The sequence below is a fragment of the Klebsiella sp. JB_Kp031 genome (assembly GCF_040064295.1).
Lineage (GTDB): Bacteria > Pseudomonadota > Gammaproteobacteria > Enterobacterales > Enterobacteriaceae > Klebsiella > Klebsiella quasipneumoniae.
The window spans coordinates 25998-49171 of record NZ_JBEAJW010000024.1 but is presented as its reverse complement, the minus strand read 5'-3'; the positions used below and the strand labels follow the sequence as shown (position 1 = coordinate 49171).

General features: G+C 46.6%; 26 protein-coding genes. 14 read left to right on the top strand and 12 right to left on the bottom strand.

The window, feature by feature from the left end:
• Positions 1-7 precede the first annotated feature (7 nt).
• A complete protein-coding gene (locus ABLV64_RS09560) occupies positions 8-1213 on the top strand; it encodes a DGQHR domain-containing protein (protein WP_172613253.1) in 1206 nt (401 codons plus the stop codon).
• A 41-nt stretch (positions 1214-1254) separates the two neighbouring features.
• Here ABLV64_RS09560 and dndE read toward each other — a convergent pair whose 3' ends face one another.
• From dndE to ABLV64_RS09520, 8 genes are all read right to left on the bottom strand, one after another.
• On the bottom strand, positions 1255-1608 hold the full coding sequence (dndE, locus tag ABLV64_RS09555; RefSeq protein WP_154064634.1) for a DNA sulfur modification protein DndE: 354 nt from the start codon (positions 1606-1608) through the stop codon (positions 1255-1257).
• Positions 1608-3617, bottom strand: a complete 2010-nt coding sequence (gene dndD / locus ABLV64_RS09550) for a DNA sulfur modification protein DndD (protein ID WP_337057318.1) — start codon at positions 3615-3617, stop codon at positions 1608-1610. Before dndD ends, dndE begins: the two co-directional genes overlap by 1 nt.
• The gene (gene dndC / locus ABLV64_RS09545; RefSeq protein WP_154064636.1) at positions 3607-5241 is read right to left on the bottom strand and encodes a DNA phosphorothioation system sulfurtransferase DndC; all 1635 of its coding nucleotides are present in this window, start codon (positions 5239-5241) and stop codon (positions 3607-3609) included. Before dndC ends, dndD begins: the two co-directional genes overlap by 11 nt.
• Positions 5238-6323, bottom strand: coding sequence for a DNA sulfur modification protein DndB (gene dndB, locus ABLV64_RS09540; RefSeq protein WP_047051975.1), 1086 nt, complete (start codon positions 6321-6323; stop codon positions 5238-5240). The genes dndC and dndB overlap by 4 nt, the downstream gene beginning before the upstream one ends.
• A 506-nt stretch (positions 6324-6829) precedes the next feature.
• Positions 6830-7264 (bottom strand): putative zinc ribbon protein, encoded by a 435-nt coding sequence (locus ABLV64_RS09535; RefSeq protein ID WP_348843276.1) that lies wholly within the window; start codon positions 7262-7264, stop codon positions 6830-6832.
• A 51-nt stretch (positions 7265-7315) separates the two neighbouring features.
• Positions 7316-7708, bottom strand: a complete 393-nt coding sequence (locus tag ABLV64_RS09530; RefSeq protein WP_047051978.1) for a putative zinc ribbon protein — start codon at positions 7706-7708, stop codon at positions 7316-7318.
• 118 nt (positions 7709-7826) lie between these two features.
• Positions 7827-8033, bottom strand: coding sequence for an AlpA family transcriptional regulator (locus ABLV64_RS09525; protein ID WP_047051979.1), 207 nt, complete (start codon positions 8031-8033; stop codon positions 7827-7829).
• Positions 8034-8117: 84 nt separating this feature from the next.
• Positions 8118-8705 carry a hypothetical protein gene (locus tag ABLV64_RS09520; protein ID WP_348843275.1) on the bottom strand — a complete coding sequence of 196 codons (588 nt, stop codon included), beginning with the start codon at positions 8703-8705 and terminating at the stop codon, positions 8118-8120.
• Between the two features lie 644 nt (positions 8706-9349).
• On the opposite strand from ABLV64_RS09520, the gene ABLV64_RS09515 reads away from it, so the two are divergent.
• Positions 9350-10558, top strand: a complete 1209-nt coding sequence (locus ABLV64_RS09515; protein ID WP_047051982.1) for a hypothetical protein — start codon at positions 9350-9352, stop codon at positions 10556-10558.
• 267 nt (positions 10559-10825) lie between these two features.
• Positions 10826-12706 carry a DUF4209 domain-containing protein gene (locus ABLV64_RS09510; RefSeq protein ID WP_117363022.1) on the top strand — a complete coding sequence of 627 codons (1881 nt, stop codon included), beginning with the start codon at positions 10826-10828 and terminating at the stop codon, positions 12704-12706.
• 162 nt (positions 12707-12868) lie between these two features.
• On the opposite strand, the gene ABLV64_RS09505 is transcribed toward ABLV64_RS09510, so the two are convergent.
• Complete coding sequence (locus ABLV64_RS09505; RefSeq protein WP_117363020.1) at positions 12869-13471, bottom strand: site-specific integrase; 603 nt, start codon at positions 13469-13471, stop codon at positions 12869-12871.
• A gap of 156 nt (positions 13472-13627) precedes the next feature.
• On the bottom strand, positions 13628-14314 hold the full coding sequence (locus ABLV64_RS09500; RefSeq protein ID WP_181595247.1) for a hypothetical protein: 687 nt from the start codon (positions 14312-14314) through the stop codon (positions 13628-13630).
• A gap of 360 nt (positions 14315-14674) precedes the next feature.
• Between ABLV64_RS09500 and ABLV64_RS09495 the strand changes: the two genes are divergently transcribed.
• From ABLV64_RS09495 to ABLV64_RS09450, 10 genes are all read left to right on the top strand, one after another.
• Positions 14675-15562, top strand: a complete 888-nt coding sequence (locus ABLV64_RS09495; protein ID WP_117363016.1) for a GTPase — start codon at positions 14675-14677, stop codon at positions 15560-15562.
• Positions 15563-15774: 212 nt separating this feature from the next.
• Positions 15775-15933, top strand: coding sequence for a hypothetical protein (locus ABLV64_RS09490; RefSeq protein ID WP_045413303.1), 159 nt, complete (start codon positions 15775-15777; stop codon positions 15931-15933).
• A 125-nt stretch (positions 15934-16058) separates the two neighbouring features.
• Entirely contained in the window at positions 16059-16523 is a 465-nt protein-coding gene (locus ABLV64_RS09485) for a hypothetical protein (protein WP_047052155.1), read from the top strand.
• Positions 16524-16557: 34 nt separating this feature from the next.
• The gene (locus ABLV64_RS09480) at positions 16558-16899 is read left to right on the top strand and encodes a hypothetical protein (protein ID WP_154064638.1); all 342 of its coding nucleotides are present in this window, start codon (positions 16558-16560) and stop codon (positions 16897-16899) included.
• A gap of 92 nt (positions 16900-16991) precedes the next feature.
• Positions 16992-17813, top strand: a complete 822-nt coding sequence (locus ABLV64_RS09475; RefSeq protein WP_047052156.1) for a DUF932 domain-containing protein — start codon at positions 16992-16994, stop codon at positions 17811-17813.
• 30 nt (positions 17814-17843) lie between these two features.
• Entirely contained in the window at positions 17844-18293 is a 450-nt protein-coding gene (locus ABLV64_RS09470) for an antirestriction protein (protein ID WP_047052157.1), read from the top strand.
• A gap of 12 nt (positions 18294-18305) precedes the next feature.
• Positions 18306-18848, top strand: coding sequence for a DNA repair protein RadC (gene radC / locus ABLV64_RS09465; RefSeq protein WP_154064640.1), 543 nt, complete (start codon positions 18306-18308; stop codon positions 18846-18848).
• Positions 18845-19066: a DUF987 family protein gene (locus tag ABLV64_RS09460; RefSeq protein ID WP_348843274.1), complete on the top strand. Its 222-nt coding sequence runs from the start codon at positions 18845-18847 to the stop codon at positions 19064-19066. Before radC ends, ABLV64_RS09460 begins: the two co-directional genes overlap by 4 nt.
• Positions 19067-19091: 25 nt before the next feature.
• Positions 19092-19448, top strand: coding sequence for a type IV toxin-antitoxin system YeeU family antitoxin (locus ABLV64_RS09455; RefSeq protein WP_047052161.1), 357 nt, complete (start codon positions 19092-19094; stop codon positions 19446-19448).
• Between the two features lie 20 nt (positions 19449-19468).
• Positions 19469-19789, top strand: a complete 321-nt coding sequence (locus tag ABLV64_RS09450) for a TA system toxin CbtA family protein (RefSeq protein WP_047052163.1) — start codon at positions 19469-19471, stop codon at positions 19787-19789.
• Between the two features lie 107 nt (positions 19790-19896).
• On the opposite strand, the gene ABLV64_RS09445 is transcribed toward ABLV64_RS09450, so the two are convergent.
• Positions 19897-20424: a hypothetical protein gene (locus ABLV64_RS09445; RefSeq protein ID WP_134919452.1), complete on the bottom strand. Its 528-nt coding sequence runs from the start codon at positions 20422-20424 to the stop codon at positions 19897-19899.
• Positions 20425-21477: 1053 nt separating this feature from the next.
• Positions 21478-22347: a phosphorothioated DNA-binding restriction endonuclease gene (locus ABLV64_RS09440; RefSeq protein ID WP_217325143.1), complete on the bottom strand. Its 870-nt coding sequence runs from the start codon at positions 22345-22347 to the stop codon at positions 21478-21480.
• A 179-nt stretch (positions 22348-22526) separates the two neighbouring features.
• On the opposite strand from ABLV64_RS09440, the gene ABLV64_RS09435 reads away from it, so the two are divergent.
• Positions 22527-23165 (top strand): HNH endonuclease, encoded by a 639-nt coding sequence (locus tag ABLV64_RS09435; protein ID WP_064166216.1) that lies wholly within the window; start codon positions 22527-22529, stop codon positions 23163-23165.
• Positions 23166-23174: the final 9 nt, after the last annotated feature.

The window sequence follows — 23174 nt, the reverse complement described above, 5'->3', positions numbered from 1 at the left end:
ATTCCCTATGAAATTACCTGCAATAAGGATTGAGCAACCATTAGGGGAGTTTTATGTTGTCTCAATTACAGCGGAAACTTTACTCAAGGTATGTTACACCATAAGAGCGGAGATACTTGATGATGTTGAAGAAAAATCCGTTTCTAATTTTGGTACTTTTATTAATAAAATAGTTGGAAATCAACGTTCAGCTAATACATCTAGGTTGGAAGAAATAAAAAGATACACTGAGACTGTAGATGTTAGCTTTCCAAATTCTATTATACTGGGTGTAAACTATCATCCTGATGGAACCTTGGTTACTAATGAAGATGAGCGTTGGACAATAGAAAATGTTGGGGATGGTTTTTACAATTTAATAATACCTAGTGAAGAAAAAATGGCATCGATTATTGATGGGCAACATAGGGTTTTTGGGTTTGTAAATTCTCGTAGAAAAGATATTAATTTGCTATGTTCTGTTTTCTTGGATTTGCCGTTAGCTTATCATGGGAAAATTTTTACAAATATAAATATCAACCAACGTAGAGTTGATAAAAATTTAGCATATAATCTATTTCAGTTTGATATGGAGCAAGGTGAGCCATCATCATGGTCGCCAGAAACATTAGCAGTTTATTTTGCAAGGGTGCTCTCTGAGGATAAAAACTCTCCGTTGCATGAGAAAATAAAACTTGGTGTGATTAATGGCAACTCAAGTTCAACCATTTCAATGGCATCCATAATTGATGGTGTGCTCTCTTTGATTACAAACAATCCTAAGGCTGATAGAGATAAGTTACAAACCAAAACAGTATCAGAGGGAAGGGATAGGAGTATGCTGTTTGATGTCCCATCGAAGGCTCCACTTCGTAATTTGTATATAGATAAAAAAGATAAAACACTTTATTTGATAATACTCAATTTCCTCGCGTCTATTGTTGATAATTTGTGGGGCTATGATGTTTTTAGAAAAACATTAGGTATACAAGCGTGCTTCGATTTCTTAAAAGTGGCATGCCAAGAAAATTATAGCAATGAAGAAATTAATTTATTGGTTGAGAGAATTAAAGAAATTGATTTTAATAGTGATTTTTTTGGCGTCCAATCAAAACTGAGAGCAAGATTGAAGAATGTCATGTTAATATCTGCAGGAATAAAAAAATTAGAAAATTGTAATATTAGAAATGAAAGTGAAATAAAAGAATACAAGAGAGTATTAAATTTAAGCTAGGCTAAGTTAAGGCTCCCAAGTGGAGCCTTTTATTTTTCGTATTAAATTGAATTTGCCAGAGAGTGTAAAGTGCGATAATTTCTTAACGCCGCAATTCCATCCTCAACATGCGCCGCCCACGCCTTAATCATCGCCTTCTGATCCAATTGCGGATAAAGCATCTTTAACACCAGTTCTGTAGCTTGCAATGTTTCCCCAAGCCACGTAATTTTATCCAGCACTAGAGAACCATCAAGCTTCTTACTATCCAGCTCAGGTGAATAGCGAAACTCACTCTCCACCGAGCGGAAAAATGCCAGTCGAGCCGCGACATTGGGCGTAATCCCGGTATATCCTTTTAACTTCTTGAGCTGGTCTTCAGTCTGACGACTAAGCACCATTCGATTCGGGAGCATCAGACAGCCTCCTTGGTTAGTTCCCAGAAATAACCGGGTTTCAGCGCAGATGATTTGGTATGTGCATTAAATACAATCTCGTAAGCATGAGAAATATCATCACGCAGTCGATCAACAAAATAACGCTCGTCTACTTCCGTATCGGTGGATAACAACACAACCTGATGGCTCGCTTCTGGGAAATAATGATTAATCAACTTATCCCGGTGCTGAGAGTCCAGACGTCCTAACGGCGTATCAATAATTACCGGGAAATCACGCCCAGAGGTTTTTGCCAGCGCCTCAAGAATAGCGATCGCATAAATCTGCTTTTCACCCGCAGAAAGCAGCTTACGATTAATTACCGAACCCTTTTCATCCACCAATTCAACATCAAATGTCTGTGGATTTATGTGCGCATTAAGCTGTAAATCCTCTTTACGAGCCAGCTTGTGGTAGGCAATTTCAAAGTTAGCAGATAATTTTTTCACTCGCGCCTGCGTTAACACATCGCTGTAGTAATCGAGCAGGTTAATGGTCTCCTGCGCATTTTTAAATGCGCTGCTCAAACCATGTTGGCTACGGGTGATGTCATGTGCTTTCTGTACCTGACGAACACAGTCCAGTTGCTGCTGTTTCGTCCGTTTAGCCTCTTCCAGCAACGAGCGATATTTTTGCCGCTGTTTTTCACGCTTATGATCGAGATCGCGTAATGCTGCAAAGAGACCCATTAACTGCTCGTCTTCCGGGGCGCGAGCAATGTTAGCAGCGGCCTGCTCCAGTTGTTGTTCAATATCTGTTAATTGATGGCGGTACATATCAAAACGCTGCCAAGCTTTTTTGCTATCCTGCTCAATTGATTGCTGGAGCATACCGGCTTCACGTTCAGAAATATCAAACAGCAAATCACCTTTTGGTTTGGCCGCCATATATGCGTCCAAATTATTAGTAATCGCTTCGGTAGCAATGGCTCTGGTACTGCTCTCACTACTTGAACGGAACGCGATATCATTTTTGAGTTGAGTTAAAAATTGATTTAACTCCGTCTCAAAAATTTTCGCCTGCTTGATCTGTGCTTCATTGGCAATTTTTTCCAGCAACCGCGCCAACGTATTAGGCGCTAACGCATAGGGCAACGATCCATCGCATTCCTGTCGTAACGCTTTTTCCAGACGCTCTTTTTCTTTTAACAGCGTTTCAACTTTCTTTTTTTCCTGTGCTTTGGTCTGGGCAAATGCGCCGCCCTGCGCATTTAACAATCCCTCATGGCGAATAATGTCCTGGGATAAAAATTCAATCCGCGAGTTGACGAAATCGGCCTCTTCCAGCAATTTCTCTGCCTGACCGGCAAGTGTTTTAATCTTTGTCTCAAGCGCTTCGACCTGCTGTTGCTGGGAGCCACCTAACTGCGCGATTTGCTGGCGTTTGACAAAAATCATCAGGTCATTTTGCAGTCTGGCGATCAGATCCAGTCCCAATAAACGACGCACCGCTGTACGCAGAATATTACCGGATTCATCTTCCGCCAACTCTGCAATCTTCTCTCCATCAAAAAAGAAAAGATCGGCAACACCGTGAGGAATTAATTCATTCAAAAACCCCTGACACTGGTCATAACTGAGTTCACTACGCGGTTGTCCATCCTGCTGCAAAGAGAGACGATCTTTCTTTCCTTTCTTCCAGCTACGCGTGACGGTGAATTCAGTCTCATGGCCGTTTTGGTTGTAGGTGAAGGTCAGTTCTACTGCGGCCTCATCCGGACGCTCTGCTGTATACGTCCCGTTGTGCACTAGTGCTCCAAGTTGTTCAACATACTCCTGCTGTTGCATTGCCGAGCCAAACGCTAAACGCCCATACAGTGCCAGTCGAATTGCCGACAAAATAGATGTTTTCCCTGCACCATTTAAACCACCAAATAGAACAATCGGGCGAGGGTTTACTTCATGCGGACGCTTTCTGGGAGCCAGATCGATAGTGTGTGTGCCGCAAAATACGCGAAAATTATGTAATACTAGTTGCTTAATGAGCACGTTCATTTTCCTCATCGACAAGAACAGACGATTCGCCCGCATCGATAATTCTGCGCTGTAAAGTCTGGAGTTCAGCTTCTAGTTTATCCACCTCGTCCTGATGAATATCCCGATCGTTGCGTTTTTGCAACGTTGCCTGTTGCTGCTGGATCTCTTCCAGGCTGCCCCAGTCTTGCTTCAAAATTGTGCCTAGCTTGTCAAAAATCCCCTGACGACGACTTAACCCTTCCATCGAGGTTTCCAGCTCAATCAGTTTCATTACCATTTCAGGTACTACGTCAAACCCTTGCGTTATTTGTACCAGCAAATCAGCATCGCTGGCATCAAAGCGAGATTGATCGTCAACCACCCAATTTAGATCCTGCTGATATACCTCGCGGTAAATCCCCGGCAATGTATCGTACCAGTCTGGCTCGTTAGGATCTTTCAACCACTCCTGGCGGATAGCGTGTAGCTCCGGCTGGGTAATTAACGTAATCGTGTGGCCCTGGGCGTTTAAATCACGCTCAATTTCCAGTAAGTCTTTTAACCACTGCTGGCGGTATTTGAGCCAGTAGGGGCCAGGAACATGCTTACGCTCTGCACTGCGATCTTCGCCGTCTTTAGCGTACTGATAGCTCACCTTACCGGTGCGGCGTTTATAGTTGCGATAGGTGTCTTTATTCACCGGATCGGTGGTAAAAGCCAGCAGATCACGATATTTCAGCAATGGCGACATCCACTCTTCGCCATTTTTGATCAGACTTTCCATCGCTTTATCTTTGGTGACTACGGTACAGGTCCAGCAGCCAAAGCGAGAGTTCCCGCAAGAGGGGGTACTGTCGTCGATCACTAAGGGACACTCACCCTGCGCGGAAGAGTCCATATACAGCGTCCATAGAGGACGATTGTTTCCACCCCACGGGCTTTCCCATTCGTCGATATCTTCAGGAGCATAGCGGAACGCGCCGCGCAGAAGTTTCCATACGTCTTCTACATCCCAAGTATCAATAGGGGTATAGATAAACGCATTTGCCAGTGTGGTATGCCGGGCCAGGCGTGAGCCATCAATTTTGTGCTTTGCAATGACCTGCGCACGGGAGGCACTTTCGCTACTACGTGAGCCGAGGACAACAATCACCTCATCAAACTGGCTGACTTTATCTTTAATAAAGTCGCTCACCGGATTGATTTTCATACGCTCGGTACACCAGCGAAAACTACGGGTTGGGGCCGGATAACCTTTCCCCAGTAAATTGACCCAGAAGGTTTCATTTGTTTTAGGCGTTACCGCATGTTGAGTGATCGGCAGGCCATTACGCTTTGCGCCTGCCTCAATCTGCAACATCGTTTTCTTAATTAAATCTACTACCACTGGTGTTTCCACCAGCGTATCGGATGACACTACAAAAACATCTTTGCTGCGCATTTCCGGGGGCAAGCCAAGCAAGGCCAGATACACCAGCGTGATCACGGCGGAAGAATCTTTCCCGCCGCTATAGCCAATTACCCACGGACGCTTATCCGCACAATAAATTCTTTGAACCTCAGCAACATATTCGGCCAGAGGGCGGCCAGCGAACTGCTCCTGATTAATAAAATCTTCGTATTCGGCCAAATCGTAGGCCTGAACTAATTTACTCATGAGACAACCATTTGAGCTTCAAGCTCCTGTTCTTCAGGAGTGAGGGGGATTGAGAGCGCAATTTTTAGCGCATTACAGGTGAGCTGGATCGCCGTACTGGTTTTACTCAGTTTGCCGTGCTGCATCGCACGTTTGACGAGATCCGGGTTGTTTCTGCGCCAGTTAAAAGTTTTAAGTGCAGCTATTTTCTCCGGCCATTGCTCAGGATAATCCGTTAGCAGGGAATATCCCAGTTGCCCAAGTGCCTGCAATCCAATGCCATGAGCGTGAACATAATCTTGTCGTAACTGAACCGGTGAAACCTCTTTTTTAGCCGCTAACTGCCAATCCGGCATCACGCTAAAAATAGCTTGCCAATATTGGGTAGCTATTTGTGTGCATTCCTCAAAGTTATTCTCTTTGGGATCTTTACCCAACAATGCGCGGGTAGCCTGCTTGATGCTGCTCAACGTAAATAACTTATTCGACCGCTGACTGATGCCAGATTTTTCCAGTTCTGTCATCCCTACAAACGGCGCTATAGACATCGCCAGATAACGTGCCAGATTTGAACTGGCATCGCGATGATCGTATAAAGACGCCAGCGAAGGACTGGGGCGAATGGCGTATTTATTCAGATCGGCGAACATCTGCTGGCTACGTTTTAAGCCTTCATCAACAAAGAACAACACCGGAATATTATCCTGCCCAAGTTCCGGGCGAGCGTCTAAAGCGTCTTCAATTGCTTTACGGCGATGCTGGCCGTCGTTAATGAGGATTTGTGCATCCATTGGCACACATAACGTCCCCAGATTGTTAGAGCCGGGGAATTCATCAAACTGGACGTCAACAGCGATGGACGCTGTTAGTGCAGAAAACACATAATCTTTCGGGTTTTCCAGAAGATAACGAACCATTTCGGGGATGCGTGATTTATTCAGCGTGCGCTGCGCGCGTAGCTCAGGCGGTACGTCATTTTCATCAAAGCTGAATATTTTGGGGATGATGCGCATCGGGCACGTGGCGATGTAGAAAGGACGACCAGCCTGAATGCCACGTATAGCTGGAAAAGAGTAGCAGTAATCTGCATCAACACTAGCCATGCTGTAATCCGTAAAAACATAAGGTGAATTTAGTTACGTTATATTTTACGTAATAATGGATGGGATTTACAGCGCTTTGACGTGAAATTTTGCGTACTAAGATTGGTTTTACTGTAGATTATTTGTAAAACGAATATATTAGGAGGTACTGCCCAGCTACTATGCCTTCGAGTAAAACTCGTAGTACGGATAGGATGTATCTGAAATCAGGAAATGGACGCAGCAAGCCTCGGCTAGATAACTAACCGTAATAAAAGGCTTTTCTTCGTGCAATGTAAGACAAGGATAACCAGGCAGGGGGCATGAAAGATAATCGTTTTGATAGATCAGTTTTCAGATATTGATCGTTGGTGCCGATCGATAAGAGGTGTGGTTATGCGACACTGTGCGTTTACAGTACTGTAAAGCTGAGTTCTGCCAGTCGTGGATAATGCGCCATCGACTGTTGTAGTAATGCCCGTATGTCAGGTTTTCTCTCTGCATAACCTACGGCGAGAACACCCCCCTTACTTCGCAAATTTAACTGGTATCGTCAGGGTATCCAGGTCTTTCATTTCCGTGCTGTAGATATGCTGCTCGCACGCCGGGCAGCAGCGGATACCATAATATTCACGCTGGCAGAGTACGCAGAAGTAATCTCTGTCTGAAGGTGCTGTGAAGGACACATCATCACGTTCCATCAGTGCATTTACGGCTTGGTCAAAAGCGGATACTGGTTTATCCCGGGCAATGATCTGGTACGCACAATGCGTTAATCGGCGTTCGTCAGTATCTTCAAGGTCATGTTCGAAATAACCGCCGCTGTCATGCGTCCAGTGCAGACGCAAGGGATTGTTGCAGGAACGGCAGAACCAGAGCCCCCTTGAACGCGGAGTCAGGTCCCGGATGTAAGTTACTTCGCCCTCATGGTTAAGGGCGGTACGAATGGTTCGAAATTGCATGGTGTAAATCCTGTCATGGGATCCTGATAGCAAGTGGCAGATAACGCAGACTCATTCTGCGCAACGTTCGGTACTGTGGTCACCGGTACGGCAGGTCAGACAATAGCGCTCACCGTGATAATCGCTGTCGCACTCCGAACAGTGCCATTCGGCCTTGCGCACCAGCGGGAGGACATCCGGGACGTAACGGCGCAGCATGCGTATCCGCCGTGCTTCTTTCGGCTCAGGGCATACGTACGGGCAATGGTGACGACCGTTCTCGGTCAGGTCTTCCCGTGTATGCTCGAACCACGGGCGATTGGTGGCCCATTCCGGGTGGAATACTAGGGAACTGCCGCAGAGATGGCAGGTGTAGCGGTCATAAGGGTGAAGCTGTGCAGTGGTTGCGCCCGTTAGACGCTGATTGCCGTCAAGGCCGATAAAAGATTTGGCGTAAATCGTCATAGTAATGGGTCCTTTGCCATACGACAGGCAGAGCTAAGCCGTCCCGGGGAGGGCAGCAGTGCAGGTCATACGACTGGTGGCGTTAAATCAGGTGGGAGATGTGATTGCGTTCGATAGATTACTGGCGGGACTGATCAATGCGTTCCTGTAGCCAGGCTTCCACTTCGCTTTCAAGCCAGCGGGAGCTTCTGCCCAGCTTAATTGGCTTTGGGAATTCACCGTCTTTAATCAGTTTGTAGAACCATTTGTCCGTTAAGCCGGTGAGTTGTGTGATAAACGCCATATCGACAAATTTGTTGGAAAGAAGGCAGTCAGGTGTAGTCATCGTTTTTCTCCTTAAGTGAATGGGAGAAGGAGCCAGGTATGGTGAGCGCAGTCTCCTTCAAACGATGTGGCACCGGCGTAATTTTTAACTGGCTTTTCGCCGCCTGCCTGCTGTCCGTGGTGTAGGAATATCACTCAACTGGCAGATAACCCCCAGGCTTTTCTGTGCCTGCTTGCTGAGGTAGCTCAGGATATACTGCATACCTCTGCGGCCCCTGGCATCGTCATAAGAGGTCACCCATTCTCCTCGCACGCGATAATGTTCTTTAGGCTCACAACGGTGCGTGTGTCCTTCTCCCCATGTCACATACTTCCAGGTGTCCCTGAGTGCTTCAAAGACAGTCCAGACCTGGCGATGCTTCTGACCGTTGAGGTAAAACGCGGCGTGGATGTGGTAACCATGCTGTTCAGTTTGTTCCAGTACCCATGCGTAACCCACCAGCCCGTTGATATCCCCGCAGCGTTGAATCAGTAATGTGATATCCGCTACTGTCGAATGAATATCTCCCTCACCATGCGAATCGCTGTCCTGAAGGTAAGAGAAGTCCACCCGTAGCATCAGTAGCTTGGAATAACGCTCAAATAACTTGTCCTGATGTCGTCGTAGCTTTCGGCTCAGGGCTGTGTGCTGAACGTAACTGAGATTGATATCGGTCGTGTCGTGGTAGCTCATGTCTGATTCTCCATGTGAGTGTAATCGTCATGGGAATGGACACTGGCGTCAGTTTTGAAATGGGTGCAGTAGAGCGGTAAGTATCGCAGTACCCTGATGATTGCCGTGCCAGGGCATCGCTCATGGGAGTGGAGGGCTACGAAAGTGCTTCTCTATAAAATATCATTTTATTCCTTAATTAATTGATTTCGGCCCCATGGTCATGCACTTCAAGGCAGGAGCACTTGCTCATCTCATTGCGTTGACCTTGTCGGCACCTTCGCCAATTTTGACCAGATGATTTTTAAATTATCTTACCAACTACAGACTCTTCCCCGGACCTGACTCAGCAGCATAAGAGAGACGAGTTTAGGCCGTTTTTCGTTATACTACTGTGATAAATAGGCCAGAAAGAGGCGGAGAAGGCAGTTTGCAGAGCATTTTGGGCATAAAACCCAGTATTAATGGCATCTGTAAGTGAGGGAAATAATTAAAAAACGACAATATACGTCATAAAAGACGACGATTTATTGTATTAAAATCGAGTGGTTTCATACTAAAAAACAAACATGATAAACGTCAGAATTCGTACAGTTTAAGTGTGAGAATTGTGTGATCGGACGAGTGACAATTTCGATGTTGCAGCGAGTTGGGAGGAGCGAGGGATGGCAGGCCTGAAGGATGACTTTAGAGTGTTTGACTTACGCCGGGAAGACCTGGCCTATGAGAGTCCTAACCAAAGGTGGGGGGAAATCAGCCATCAATATTTCTTTGTTGGGTTTGAGCGCCTGGAGGAGGATGAAAGGCCTGGTAAGGATGAAAAGTTCAAAGCTCGCTTCAGGATGTTCGATATGCTGGACAAACTTTATCTGAACCAGGCGACCAGCGATGGGCAAGAGTTTAGAAGACCGAAGACGAAGTTTCGTGATTCTCAGCCAATCCACAGCGAACAGTTAGAGAAAAAGTGGAAAGATGCGCTTGTAAAAGCGATCTCTGATAAAGAAAAGGCATTATCTTATCTCAGCGAGAACTATCGGAAGGTTGTAAGAAAGCATCGTCAGGTTGAAATGTTGACTCTGTGTTTTTATTTACCTCTTGATAAAGGTGAGAAGATGCTGAACATACGGAGGAAAAAAGATGACTCTCGTTTCAGACTACAACTCGCTGAACTTGAACGACGCTTTACCTTGATGAGGAAAAGGATAATTGCGGATCCGCTTTATAAAGCCGTCTGTGGTTATTCGCGAGTGATACTGATAAATGCTAGATTTGAGCCTTTCTATCTGGTGAATTTCTTTTTCAAAAAACATCCAGACAGTCGGATAGACAGCTTAGTCTCATTAGACATTTACAGGAAATGGGTTCAATCGGGTAAGAAAGAAAACAAATCTGGTGAGCAGGTTGGATATTATTGCTTTAAGGATGCATCCCGACCACATGTTCCAGAAGACAGTGGGCTATTTATTCGCAGGCCAGACCGAGTAATCGATGTCGGCCAAATTTCAGACCCGATCTTGTTCGTTTTATCAGAAGAAAGAAAATTCGAAAACAACCGCAAAGATTATCTGGCTTTCTTTCGCCTTCAGGCCCAAATCTATAATGTTATTCCAGGTGCACGAACCCTGACATGTTCTGACGATTTTACCTACATCAATGCAGCCGAGAAGAAACGCAGAAAAGCCAAAAAAGAAGACCTGAAGAAGAAATCCAAAACAGCATTACCTGTCACTGAAACTTCAGCTGCACCCGGAAATGATCTCTATGATAAAAAGGGCTCTCCCGAGTTGGCTTACCTGTTCGACGAAATAAATGATGAGCTGCCTTCAAACTTTGAAGAGCATATCTTCGGGATTTTAAAAGAGGATAAGCCGTAACAATCCTTTGAGTGGTAGCGGATCGACGTCAGAAAATGAGCCAGTGGCTATGGTTTCTCAGGCAAATGCGGCACATAGTTGAAAATTCAACCAGCCACCAGGTGTCATTTCAGTCATGTTACTGGATAGTTCAACGTCTGCTATGAGCGAGGAGCGGACATTTTCTTGGAGCAAATGACTCTGAAGTGGCAAGATGATTATCTGCAATTCATAACAAATTTTTGGTGTACTACGAATGAATGTTGCATCGGTCAAAGGAGATTACTGATGATGAACGAACGCTACCCAGTGGACTTAGTTATTTCGCTTCAGGACTTCAATGCTTCAAACTGGAAGGATTCAATTGCGCAAGCTACCCGTGAGGGTTATCCAGCTATGTGGCAAGCACTGTCGAGTGCTGCGCGTGAGGCTATTGATCAGGGGAGAATTGAAAATGGAAAGGTATTATGGTTGCTTGCAGATGCCTGTTCGATGATGCTTTCGCTATCAAGTCCTAATGAACCCTTCAAACCTTATGCTGTCTACCATGACCGCAGGTCAGTTATTCCTGATGATCTTTCTAATTCAGATATTCAATTCTTCGCTGATATCATTGATGAGGTAGACAATGATTGGCTGAAAGCACGACTCAGTGATTTAGTTTGGTTGAAGAGCAAACCACGTAATATCCGATTCGCCCTGAAGGCTATCGATGCTTACCGCAGTCTTCCTCTAGACACTGAAACATGGCTACATGGAGGACGAGACTGTTGGCCTCGCGCCATAGTCTTGGCCCGAATGCTTAGAGACGGAGCTGGTGATAGACTCCAGCAAATAGAGACGGCAATTGTTGCTGCGTTTAATGCGTCTATCCGAGCCGACGGTTTTCTTGGATTGTGGTTGGCTGACCTTCTAAAATCGAACCGTTTAGGGTTGTCAAATCTGACGGATATCTCTACGAAGCTAGAAATACTGGCTCGCGAGTTTGATGATGAGGGGGATTTGCATAAGTCGAGGGAGTATTTTTCTGCTGCTGCCAGTTGGTATAAGTTGATTCCTGACGAGGCAAAAGCTGCAGAAATGACAGTATTACTCGCTGAAGGATGGGTAAAAGAAGCCGTTGAGCGAACCGCATCTGAAAGCCCTAGCCACATGGTGGCGGCGAGCTTTTATGAAAATGCCATTCAGATATACAGAACAGTTCCTCGGGCCGTACGCTCGGTTTATCAGGTCGATGAGCGAATTGCCGAGTTGCGAACCCACCTAAATTATTCTGGAGAGAGAGCTCTAGGAGAGATGAGTGTATTTCAAACTCGTGGAGTAGATCTTACTCAGCTCATCGAAAACGCGAGGGAATCTGTCACAGGGAAATCTGCAGAAAATGCGTTGCTCGCATTTGCGAACATATATCGTGGCGTAAATGCAGATAAAATGCGCAAAAGTGCATTGGAAAGAATGCGTCAACATCCCTTACAATCATTGTTTGCGGCAACAGTGATGAGTGGTGATGGTAGAGTCATTGCTAAACGTCCAGCTATGGGGCTCGGTAAGGAATTGTCAGAGGAAGATGAAATTGCTATTCGAGCTGAGATGATTCGTGATTATGGAATCTTAGTTAATATTGTCGTTCAAGCCGACATCTGGCCTGCTCTTGAAATACTTTTGCTTGAGCATCGGTTGCGCGAAAGTGATTTTATCGAGTTAGCTCGCTCTTCTCCCATTGTGCCTAAAGACCGAGTTGGCCTTTTTGGAAAGGCACTCTTTGCAGGTTACGAACGTGATTTTGTTACCGCGCTTCATTTATTGATCCCTCAGATAGAACACTTGGTGCGAATGCATCTTAAACAAGCAGGAGCCAAGACCACTAATCTCGACAAGGATGGTATCGAGAACGAAAATGGTATGAGCACGTTGATGGGATTGCCAGAGGCCGTGCAAGTATTTGGCAAAGATCTTGTCTTTGAATTCGAATCGTTGTTCTGTAACGCCTTTGGTCCAAATTTGCGGAACGAATTGGCTCATGGGCTGCTAGATGAGGATGGATGCAATTCCCCCTTCGCTATTTATGCATGGTGGTTAGCTTTAAAAATAACATTCAATACATGGTGGAACTCAGTTAACCCTATTCCTGCCACTCAAGACGGTAGTGAAGAACAAGCTGTGGACTAGTTCGTGCCGCTGAAAAGTGGAGTGTGTATAAATAGAATTCTTTATTATCCTAAAAATGCAGGGGGGCTTACATGTATACATTTGCCCCTTTCATTCGATACCACACTGTGATGTTTTAAGGTCCGCTCCTGGCACAGGGCTGCTGTTGCAGCCCTGACAACCTTAGACTTCAATCGATTCAGAAATCTCTAACGCATCATCGACTTCAATGCCCAGATAACGGACCGTGCTTTCCAGTTTCTTATGACCTAACAGGAGTTGAATCACACGAAGATTCTTAGTTTTCTTGTAGATCAGGTAAGGTTTTGTTCTTCTCATGGAATGTGTACTGTAAAGAGAATTTTCGAGACCAATTTTTGCTACCCACCCATGAAAAATTCGGTTGTATTGCCGGGGTGATATGTGTTGGTTAGTACCGACCCGAGATCGGAACAGGTAGTCTTTACTGCGTAAATTGCCAAGCTTTATCAATGCAGAAACAGCCTCTCTTGTCCCTTTGGTTATCTCAAATTGGACAGGGCTGCCGGTTTTCTGTTGTAGCACCGTAGCTCTGCTTGAAACAGAGTTACCATATGCAACATCAGATACTTTGGGTTTTACCAGATCACAGCCTCGAAGCTTACTATCCAGGGCCATATTGAACAGAGCCAAATCGCGCGTTTTACCTTCCAGTTCAAGCCTGATTCGGATCCCCCAGATATGAGATATCTGAAGTGGTCTTTTTTGGCCGATGATACGGTCTTTGTTCCACGGTGATGTGTTCATACTCAAATCTCCTGAAATGTGGGTGATCTGAGTATGGCTGTCCCTCATGAGCGAAGAACGGGCATTGAAAATCGTTCTGCAGTAGCTGAAAAAATTCTAACGTAGCCATGTGTTAGTCGTCAGGGAGCCGTTCAACCTTAATGGGTGCCTTTTTATTTAATGATTTAAACTCAAATAGGTCAGATATACTGCTATCAGGCTTGCGACTGCCGCAATTGTTGCAACAATCATACTAATAAGCGGAATATATAAAGCTGAATATCTTATAAATTTATTTTTGGGTTCTAGATATTGAATAAAGTACATCTTTGCTTTAAGCCATCTGACTACCCATCTATCTTTAAATGTCTTTCTATAAAGAACACCTGAGTACCTTTGGTAATGGATGAAGTTTTTAACACTTTTTTCAATACGCTTACTTGTGATATTTTTTGCATCATAAGTTTGGTAAAGGATAAGATAACTATGAACTGCGACAGAGTCTTCAGTTTTAGGAGGTTCAACAAGAATATGAATATGACCAACAGCACTATATGTAATGGATAACACCCCACCAGATTGCATATGGTGATTAAAAGTTATTTTATCTGTTTCTATGACCTGCCGCATATTTCCAGTAAATTTAGAATTAAACTGCAAACTCAACGAATCAAAGCCAAATCCATCTGGTTCATCTTGCTGGTCATAAACACTTACCTCTATACCATTTTTATTCAATTCTTCAGCTATACCTATAAGGCTAGCTTTGATAGATGGTTTGAAGTGTTTCCAATTGACTTTTGAAATTAATTTCCTTAAAGCATCCCTTTCAAACTCTTTACTATATTGTTTTATCCATTTCATTTTATAAACCCTAGAGAATATTTCCATTATGATAACCTTTGGAGTTAACAAAGGAAATAGCCTCATAAACCAATATAGCTTAAAGTAGTGTTTGTACTCTTGATAGTGGTACAGAACGATACAGATAATCCTTGACTGGCTCCCCGTTGATCAATACATCGTGATGTTAACCATGTCCGCTTTTGGCACAAAGCAGACCCACATAGCTATTTCACTAGCCTTCATCCAGTGTTCGCTTAAACCGATTGTCAGAGCTGAGATCTAAAATTTAGTCAGTTATATATCATCTTACTGAATACCTTTACCTTTCTCTTCAACAGGCCATCTCCACCGGATGGCCTTTTTCATTCAGAGGCCAGCATGAAACATCTCTCGGGCTACGCCCTTATCCGCCGTCACCTGCGGCGCTATCCACGCTCACTACGACAGCATTTGCTGAAAGAACTCAATCAGCTCGTCACGTACGAACCAGTGATTGGCATTATGGGTAAAACCGGCGTCGGCAAATCCTCAATGTGCAACGCGCTGTTCCGTAGCGAAGTCTGTTCCGTTAATGCAGTGGAAGCCTGTACCCGTCAGCCACAGCGTGTCCGGCTGCGTTTTGGTCAGCATTATCTGACGCTCGTTGATTTACCAGGCGTGGGTGAGAGTGTTACCCGCGATGGCGAATACCGCGAGCTGTACCGGGAACTGATGCCACAACTCGACATGGTGCTGTGGGTTCTCAAGGCCGATGATCGCGCATTTGCAGTGGAAGAGCAGTTCTATCAGGATGTTTTCGCAAGGTACTGCGGGGCGTTACCGCCTGTGCTGTGGGTGCTCAATCAGGTGGATAAAATTGAACCTGCCGAGCAGTGGAATTGGCCGTCCGCTCAGCCCTCGACATTACAGGCGGAACGAATTGTGCAGAAGCAACAGGCGGTAGCCCGTCAGTTGGGACTTGCTGAGCAGGACATTCTTCCCGTTTCGGTCCGGGGGCGTTATCGCCTGTCCCGACTGGTGGAGGCCATGATAACCCGGCTCCCAAAGCAGGCCCGCAGTCCACTTGTGCCGCACCTGCAGAACGGGTATCACACCGAAGCCATCATCAGCACCGCCAGCAGCAGCTTTGGCGATGCCGTGGTGGAAGTGATTGATAAGATTATTGACCTGGCCCCGCTACCACAGGTGGCACGCATTGCACTGCAGGCTGCAACACACACTGTCGCCCGCGCAGCACGCTCCCTGTGGGGATTTTTCTTCAGCTAGTCACTTCGCTTTCGATGAGCGGCCTTGCCGTTTTCGATAAGTTTCTTTGTTTCATTACGATCGATTTTGTCGATCGAGCCGATCGATATTCATCGTTGTACATGATTAATCCGGTAGCCACATAATCCACAGGGCATTATGTGATTTGTTAATTTTAACCATCAAAATCAATGCGATGTATTGCAGGGATTGTCACGCATTAAGGAAAGTATATGCCGTTAATTCTGTTATGGGGCGGTCTGGCCTTGTTGCTGGGTTTCGTGGCGTCCGCTAACGGACGCTCGTTCTGGGGCTGGTTCATTCTCGGTCTGATAATCGACCCGATACTGGCGGGGCTGCTGTACTGGCTTATTGCAAAGGACCGCACATGAAAACATTTCTTCGTCTGTTCGGTAAGTTCACCCGCTGGTACATCACCCTCATTCTCTTTATGGCCTGCCTGCTGTTCATTATCACCACCCTGGGCAATATGGCTGGCTTCTGACAGGACACTCCAATGAAAAATAAACTGATTATTTCATTTTTACTGGCTTCAGTGCTGACGCCTTCTGTCTCGCATGCGTTTGGCAACCGTGATAGCTGGGTAAGTGGCTATGCGCAGGGAACGTCTGAATACACCATCCTCGGTAAAGGGCAATCACAACTTTATCTGGCCTGCGATAGTTCCGGCTCACAGCCAGCGACCATTATCTTCACTGATGTGAACGGCCATCAGGTCAGGATGGACAGCGGCCAGACACTTGCCATGAGAATTGATAACGCTGAAGAAGTGAATATCAGCGAAAGCGAGTCTCATGTGGGATCTGACAATGTCATGTGGGCATGGAACAAATTACGCACCGGCAAACGTGTTGTGGTTTCAGGTAGCGGGGTAAAACCTGTCACTTTCACTTTAGCGGGGGCTGCTGCAGTTATTCCTGCGTTCGGTGACAACGGCTGCGTGCCCGGATTTGCACTGTAGTTCTGCCTCACTCTTACAGGTTAAAGGAAATTTAATGAAGAAAATCATCACAGTCGCAGCACTCTGTCTGCTGTCATTTTCTTCGCTGGCCGCTTCTTCACCGGTCAGTGTCAGTGTTAGTCCCGGAAGCTACAGCCACTACTCATCGATTCGGATTACATCAAAAGTCGATTCGATTGTGATTAAGCAACTCATTGTCAACCGGGGAAACTGCCAGGATGCAGAATTCGCCAGCCCCTGGAAACCGGTACGTCTGGGATTTGGCGGGGCGGTAGCACATGAGTTTACCGGTAAGGGGCTGATGGTTCCCTGTAATGTACTGGAAGTGGTGGTCCAGACAAGCGAAGGCGCATGGCAGTTTGATTTTGACAGCTGACACCGCGCGCTTTTCCACCTTTGTTTTTCTATCTGAACGCCCTGCTCAAACGAGCAGGGCGTTTTCTTTTGCCTCTTTTAAAGGAATTACTCATGAGATTAGCCAGCCGCTTTGGCCGTATAAACCAGATACGCCGTGACCGGCCTCTGACCCACGAAGAGCTGATGAGCCATGTCCCCAGCGTGTTCGGTAGTGAGAAACATGAATCTCGTTCAGACCGTTACACCTACATCCCGACCATCACCATCCTTGAAAGCCTGCAGCGTGAGGGCTTTGAGCCGTTCTTTGCCTGCCAGACAAAGGTTCGCGACCAGAGCAAGCGGGAGCACACCAAACACATGCTTCGCCTGCGTCGTGCCGGTCAACTGACCGGGCATCAGGTGCCGGAAATCATTCTTCTCAACAGCCATGACGGCTCATCAAGCTACCAGATGCTGCCGGGGCTATTTCGTGGCGTTTGTACTAACGGTCTTGTCTGCGGCCAGTCATTCGGAGAAGTGCGGGTACCGCATAAAGGCAATGTCGTTGAGAAGGTGATTGAAGGGGCTTACGAAGTGCTCGGTGTGTTTGACCGGGTGGAGGAAAAACGTGATGCAATGCAGTCACTGGCGTTGCCAGCCCCGGCTCGTCACGCGCTGGCGCATGCCGCACTGAAGTATCGCTTTGGTGAGGAACACCAGCCGGTCACGGTATCGCAGTTGCTGACCCCACGTCGCCGGGAGGACTACAGCGATGACCTGTGGACCGTCTACCAGCGCGTGCAGGAGAACCTGATGAAAGGAGGTCTGTCAGGGCGAACCGCTCAGGGGAAAAGCAGCCGCACCCGTGCTGTTACCGGTATTGATGGCGATGTGAAGCTCAATCGCGCCCTGTGGGTAATGGCAGAAAACATGCTCGATTTTTTCGGGCGTTAAACAACAGTTCCGGCATCAGGAGATAGTTTAATGAATACACAACACCTTCAGTTCGCTGAGCAGGCAGCAATTACTGCCTCAGTCGTCCCTGACGAGTTACGAATTGGTTTCTGGCCGCAGCACTTTGGCTCTATCCCGCAATGGATAACGCTTGAGCCCCGAATCTTTGCCTGGATGGACCGACTCTGCTCCGATTATCACGGCGGCATATGGACCTTTTATACGCTTAACAACGGGGGCGCGTTTATGGCCCCGGAGGCTGACGAAGACAACGAAGATAAATGGACGCTGTTTAACAGCATGAACGGTAACGGGGCTGGACTCACCAGCGAAGCTGCAGGGATAGTCGTTTGCCTGATGGCATACAGCCATCATGCCTGTCGCACCGGGTGTGACGCGATGACTGAACACTATTATCACTTACGTGACTTCGTGCTGAACCATCCTGAGTGCAGCGCCATTATGCATCTCATTGACTGAGGAATGCCTGACATGAATACCTCATTATCCCCGGTGTCATCACAGCCTGAACTTTTTCCACTGACGGTTATGGCCCGGCATGATTGCCAGCTCCCCGCAACATCCGGATTGACACCTTATGCCCAACGGACCATCCGCCGCGCCATCAACCTGCTGGATAAATATCTGCGCCAGCCCGGCATATCCTTTACCTCAAGCACTGCTGCCCGTGACTGGCTTCGGTTACGGCTGGCAGGGCAAGAACGGGAAGTGTTTATGGTGCTCTATCTCGATAACCAACACCGTTTACTGGAGAGCGAAACGCTGTTTGCAGGTTCAGTTAACCATGTGCAGGTCCATTCCCGTGAGGTGGTGAAGTCAGCGCTTCGCTTCAATGCTGCAGCTGTCGTGCTGGCGCATAACCATCCATCCGGCGATCCAGAGCCCAGCCAATGCGACCGCAACATTACGGGCAGGCTTAAAGAAGCGTTAGCACTGGTTGATGTGAAAACGCTTGATCATCTGATTGTTGGTTCAGATGGCATTGTGTCGTTTGCAGAGCGAGGCTGGATATGAAAATCATCAGTAAACGCCGGGCCATGACTCTGTACCGGCAACATCCTGGTTCCCGACAGTTTCGCTTCAGTGCGGGCAAATATAAATGGTCAGGCAGTATCTGCCATTATGCTGGTCGCGAGGTGGAAGACATACGCGGCATTCTGGCCGTCTTTGCTGAGCGCCGTCAGGACCGCAATGGTCTCTATGTCATTTTTCGAAGTGTCACTATTAATTAATCCTTCCCTTTAATCAGGAAAAATAATGAACAATCACTCCGAATCCGGTACCAAGCCGGAGAATCCCGCCTGCCAACAGTGGGGACTAAAGCGCACGATCACCCCCTGTTTTGGAGCTCGTCTGGTACAGGAAGGCAGCCGGGTGCATTTTCTCGCTGACCGCGCCGGATTCAACGGTACTTTCAGCGACGAGCATGCGTTGCGCCTCGACCAGGCCTTTCCGTTGATACTCAAACAGCTGGAGCTGATGCTCACCAGCGGAGAACTCTCCCCCCAGCATCAGCACTGTGTCACCCTATATTACAACGGGCTTACGTGCGAAGCCGATACACTTGGTAGTTGTGGCTACGTATACATCGCCATTTATCCCACTCAACGTTAATTACTTTCACGAGAGAAAAAATGAAATTTCTACCTGCAACAAATATGCGGGCGGCGAAGCCATGCCAGTCGCCTGTGACTATCTGGCAAATGCTGCTTGCACGCCTGCTGGAACAGCATTATGGCCTGACACTCAACGACACACCATTTAGTGATGAGACGGTAATTCAGGAACATATCGATGCCGGTATATCTTTGGCCGATGCTGTTAATTTTCTGGTGGAAAAGTACGGGCTGGTTCGTACCGATCGCAGAGGGTTTAACTGGCAGGAGCAATCACCTTATCTTCAAGTTGTAGATATCCTGCAGGCACGACAAGCGATTGGCAGCTCAAGTAAGTAACCTTGATTAACCAATTATATAGAATTTATTATGCTCGCCAATAGCAGGCAGAGTAATCTGCCTGCTATTGGCGTATACATGAGGTTTGAGAGTTTACAAAATACGGGTCAAAAGTTTAAAACACTTTTATCTACTGCAATGCATTGCTGGGCTGATTTTTTTATTTCTTCTCTGGCCTTTTTTTCTATTTCATCAGACAGTATGTCGAAGATTATGCTTTCACGAAATTTTTGAGTCGTTTCTTTAGGACAGACAAGATAAACTCCGCCATATGAAAAAAAGATAACTCCTGATACTAAGCTAAATTTTCTATCCTCTGATAGCTGATACTCCCATCCTCTGCTATGAAGCATTTCAGAAGGAATTTCATCCGTTTTGACAGCAATTGTAACTGGTTCCATGATTGTCATCCCAGTCATCCGAAATGCAAAGTTGACAATCAGTAACGGAATGACGTGCATGAAGGATGATGACAGTAGTAATAAAGCAAAAACAACACCTGTAGTATTTCTCAGAGGTTTAAACCATCCACTAGAAAAATCTTGTCGTAAAAAGAAGATGCATGGGAATATATTGATTATTATTACTAATGTGCCATATAAAAGGAATAACGAGGTTTGCTGGTAGTCATCCATTCCATTTTCGATGTGTAAGAATTTGCTCAATAATATCATTGGGAAGACTACTAGCCAGCAATTGATTCCCAATAGAAAGGGTTTCATTGAATAATCTAATAGTAGAGCTTTTATCTTCGTTATTGTGTTTAGTGACTTCAGGTGAGTGTGTATATATTTTCTCTGGAGAATTAATGCAATAAAAGTACTAACAATGCCTGTCAATAACATCAAAGTTATGAAGATGAATTCTCCTGAGTCTATGTCAAACAAAGATATTAAAGCGACAAAAGTTATACATAGAAAAGAGCTCCCAGCATAAACACGTGCTAGAATTATTTTCTTTTGCTTTGACTTTGCATTATTTTGATTGCTATGTATAATGAGGCATCCTAACAAGCAAGGTAGAAACAGTACGCCACAGAACAATATAATGCTACTTAAAAATATAATTCCAGAGAAGGAGAATAGTTCGTTAAAAGTGACAGCTTGAAGGAATATATCTAGACGGCCAATCCACGTAAGATAAAACCAGATGAAAATGGCAGTGAGCGTCATCAGAACGATGCTGAATCCTGCTCCAAACCGGAGTATCCCACCATAGCTTTTGATTATTGAGTCTGACATTCTTATCCCTTAGAGCCCCTTGAATGAAGAGTTCAGATATACAGTAATATATGGAGAGAAAAAACATTTTTAACAAATCATTAGCAAAGAAGTGCAACTTCACTAAGCTTTCTTTGTCTGAGATGGAACAATCGCGTTAGGTTGCAGTGCTTCGCGTGATTTTGTAGATTCATTACTGTCTGGTTTTGAAGTAAAAAACAATTGAGTATACAACTGAGTATACATCAACCATACATGGATTATTAATTTCTTATAATTCAGTTGATTAATGTTGAAATTCGAGTCCGGCCTTCGCACCAATTCACAAACATCAATATCTAAAAAATCATTAAGTAAGTCCTTTAATCTAACAATGACCAATCATTGATCAACCACAAAATCCTCTCCGAAGACACTCACAATCCCTAAACCCTACGCTCAACATTAAACCCCACACACCATACTCCCTCACCCCCTGAACACCTCCCGCCGGTGCCACGCCACAAACCCTTCCTGCGGATAGCATGCTTTCCCCTGCGGCAAGGTAATCGGCTTACCATCAAAATCCCAGAACAGCCTGCCAACGATGCCACCGCCGTTCACCGCCGGCGAAACCTGGATGCGCATATCCTCATCCAGACCAATGGATCCCTTATCAAAAGCCTTATGGTGAATCGCGCAGAGCGCCAGGCCGTTAGGGATTTCGCAGGGGCCGCCGTGTTGCTTCCATTTGATATGAGCCGCTTCCAGGGCGACGGAGGTATTATCATGGCGCATATTGAAGCCGCAGATAGCGCACTCATAGTTATAGGCGCGCAGCACCTGCTGGCGAAAATGCGGGTCGCGCTCTTTACGGATCTGCTGCAGATCAAACCCCATCTCTTCAGCCAGTTCTTCCTGAATACTCTCCGGGAAATGCGCCTCGAGGATCTGATGGGCGAGGGTATTGATCAGCTTCTTATTTCTGTTGAGTAGCGCAAAATGCGGCTCATCGAAGCCGCCGGCGACGTGACAGAGCTCCAGCTCTTTGCCGGGCGGCTGTCGGCTGCCCTGGGTTGAGCACTGTTCGCTGTTGTGCAACTGCCAGAAGCCGTCGCCTTTCAGGCGCCAGAAGGGCATGTCCGGCCGGTACTGGCGGCGTTGCGGGCCAAAGCGTTCCAGCAGGCTATGCAGCTCATCGCGTATCTCCGAGGCGTAGTCGAACATCCGCGCATGGCCGCGCTGGTACTGTGAGAGGACGTACAGCAGCAACAGTGGCTTATGCGGCGCACGCTGTTCGCCTTTGCGCCAGATGGTGATGTTCTCGATCGCGTGTTGCAGGGTCATGCTGGAGGGCATAGCGTGATATTGGCAGCTAAATAAATGCGATGATGCTCGCAAAATCCTTGCCGATCAACCTACCAGATGCGGCGATTCTACGTGGATCGCTATTTAATTATCACTGCCAGTTATTTGTTCGAAAAGCCCATAGCTTTCTATTTATACTCAAGCTTCGCGCCATCAGATAGCTATGTCTTATGAAAAAACTACCGGACCATTTATCCAGAGAATGCATCATCGCCGCCATTCGCGCTTATGATGCAGGCGTTGCGCATCAGTTTAAAAGCGCGCGTCTGTATGAGATCGAATTTGAGGGGCGTCGGTATCCTTCAAAAGCCATCGTCGGGTTAGCGGCCACGTTTGCGACGGGGACGGAATTTACCCCGGCGGATTTCAGCGGGGGGATTAAATCCAAATGCGTGCGTCTGTTACTGGAGCAAGGATTTACGATCGCGTCGCAGGGCGCTGGCGATGACGAGGTTGCGCTTTTCCCCGATGAGGGGCAGACGACCATGGAGTACGTGGAAGGGGCGGCGATGCAGGTGGTGGTCAATCGCTATGAGCGCGACCGTCAGGCTCGTCAGGCGGCGCTTCGCCTGCACGGCTGCCAGTGTCAGGTATGCGGTCTGGATATGGCCAGCCGCTATGGCGATATCGGCCAGGGCTTTATCCATATCCACCATCTCATTCCGCTGTCCGGGATAAAACAGGACTACCGTCTGAACCCAGAAACCGATCTGATCCCGGTATGTCCCAACTGCCATGCAATGCTGCACCGGCGAGATCCGCCGTTTACTCCCGAAGAGCTGAAGGCCCGGCTGCGCCCTGCAGACTGACATCCGACA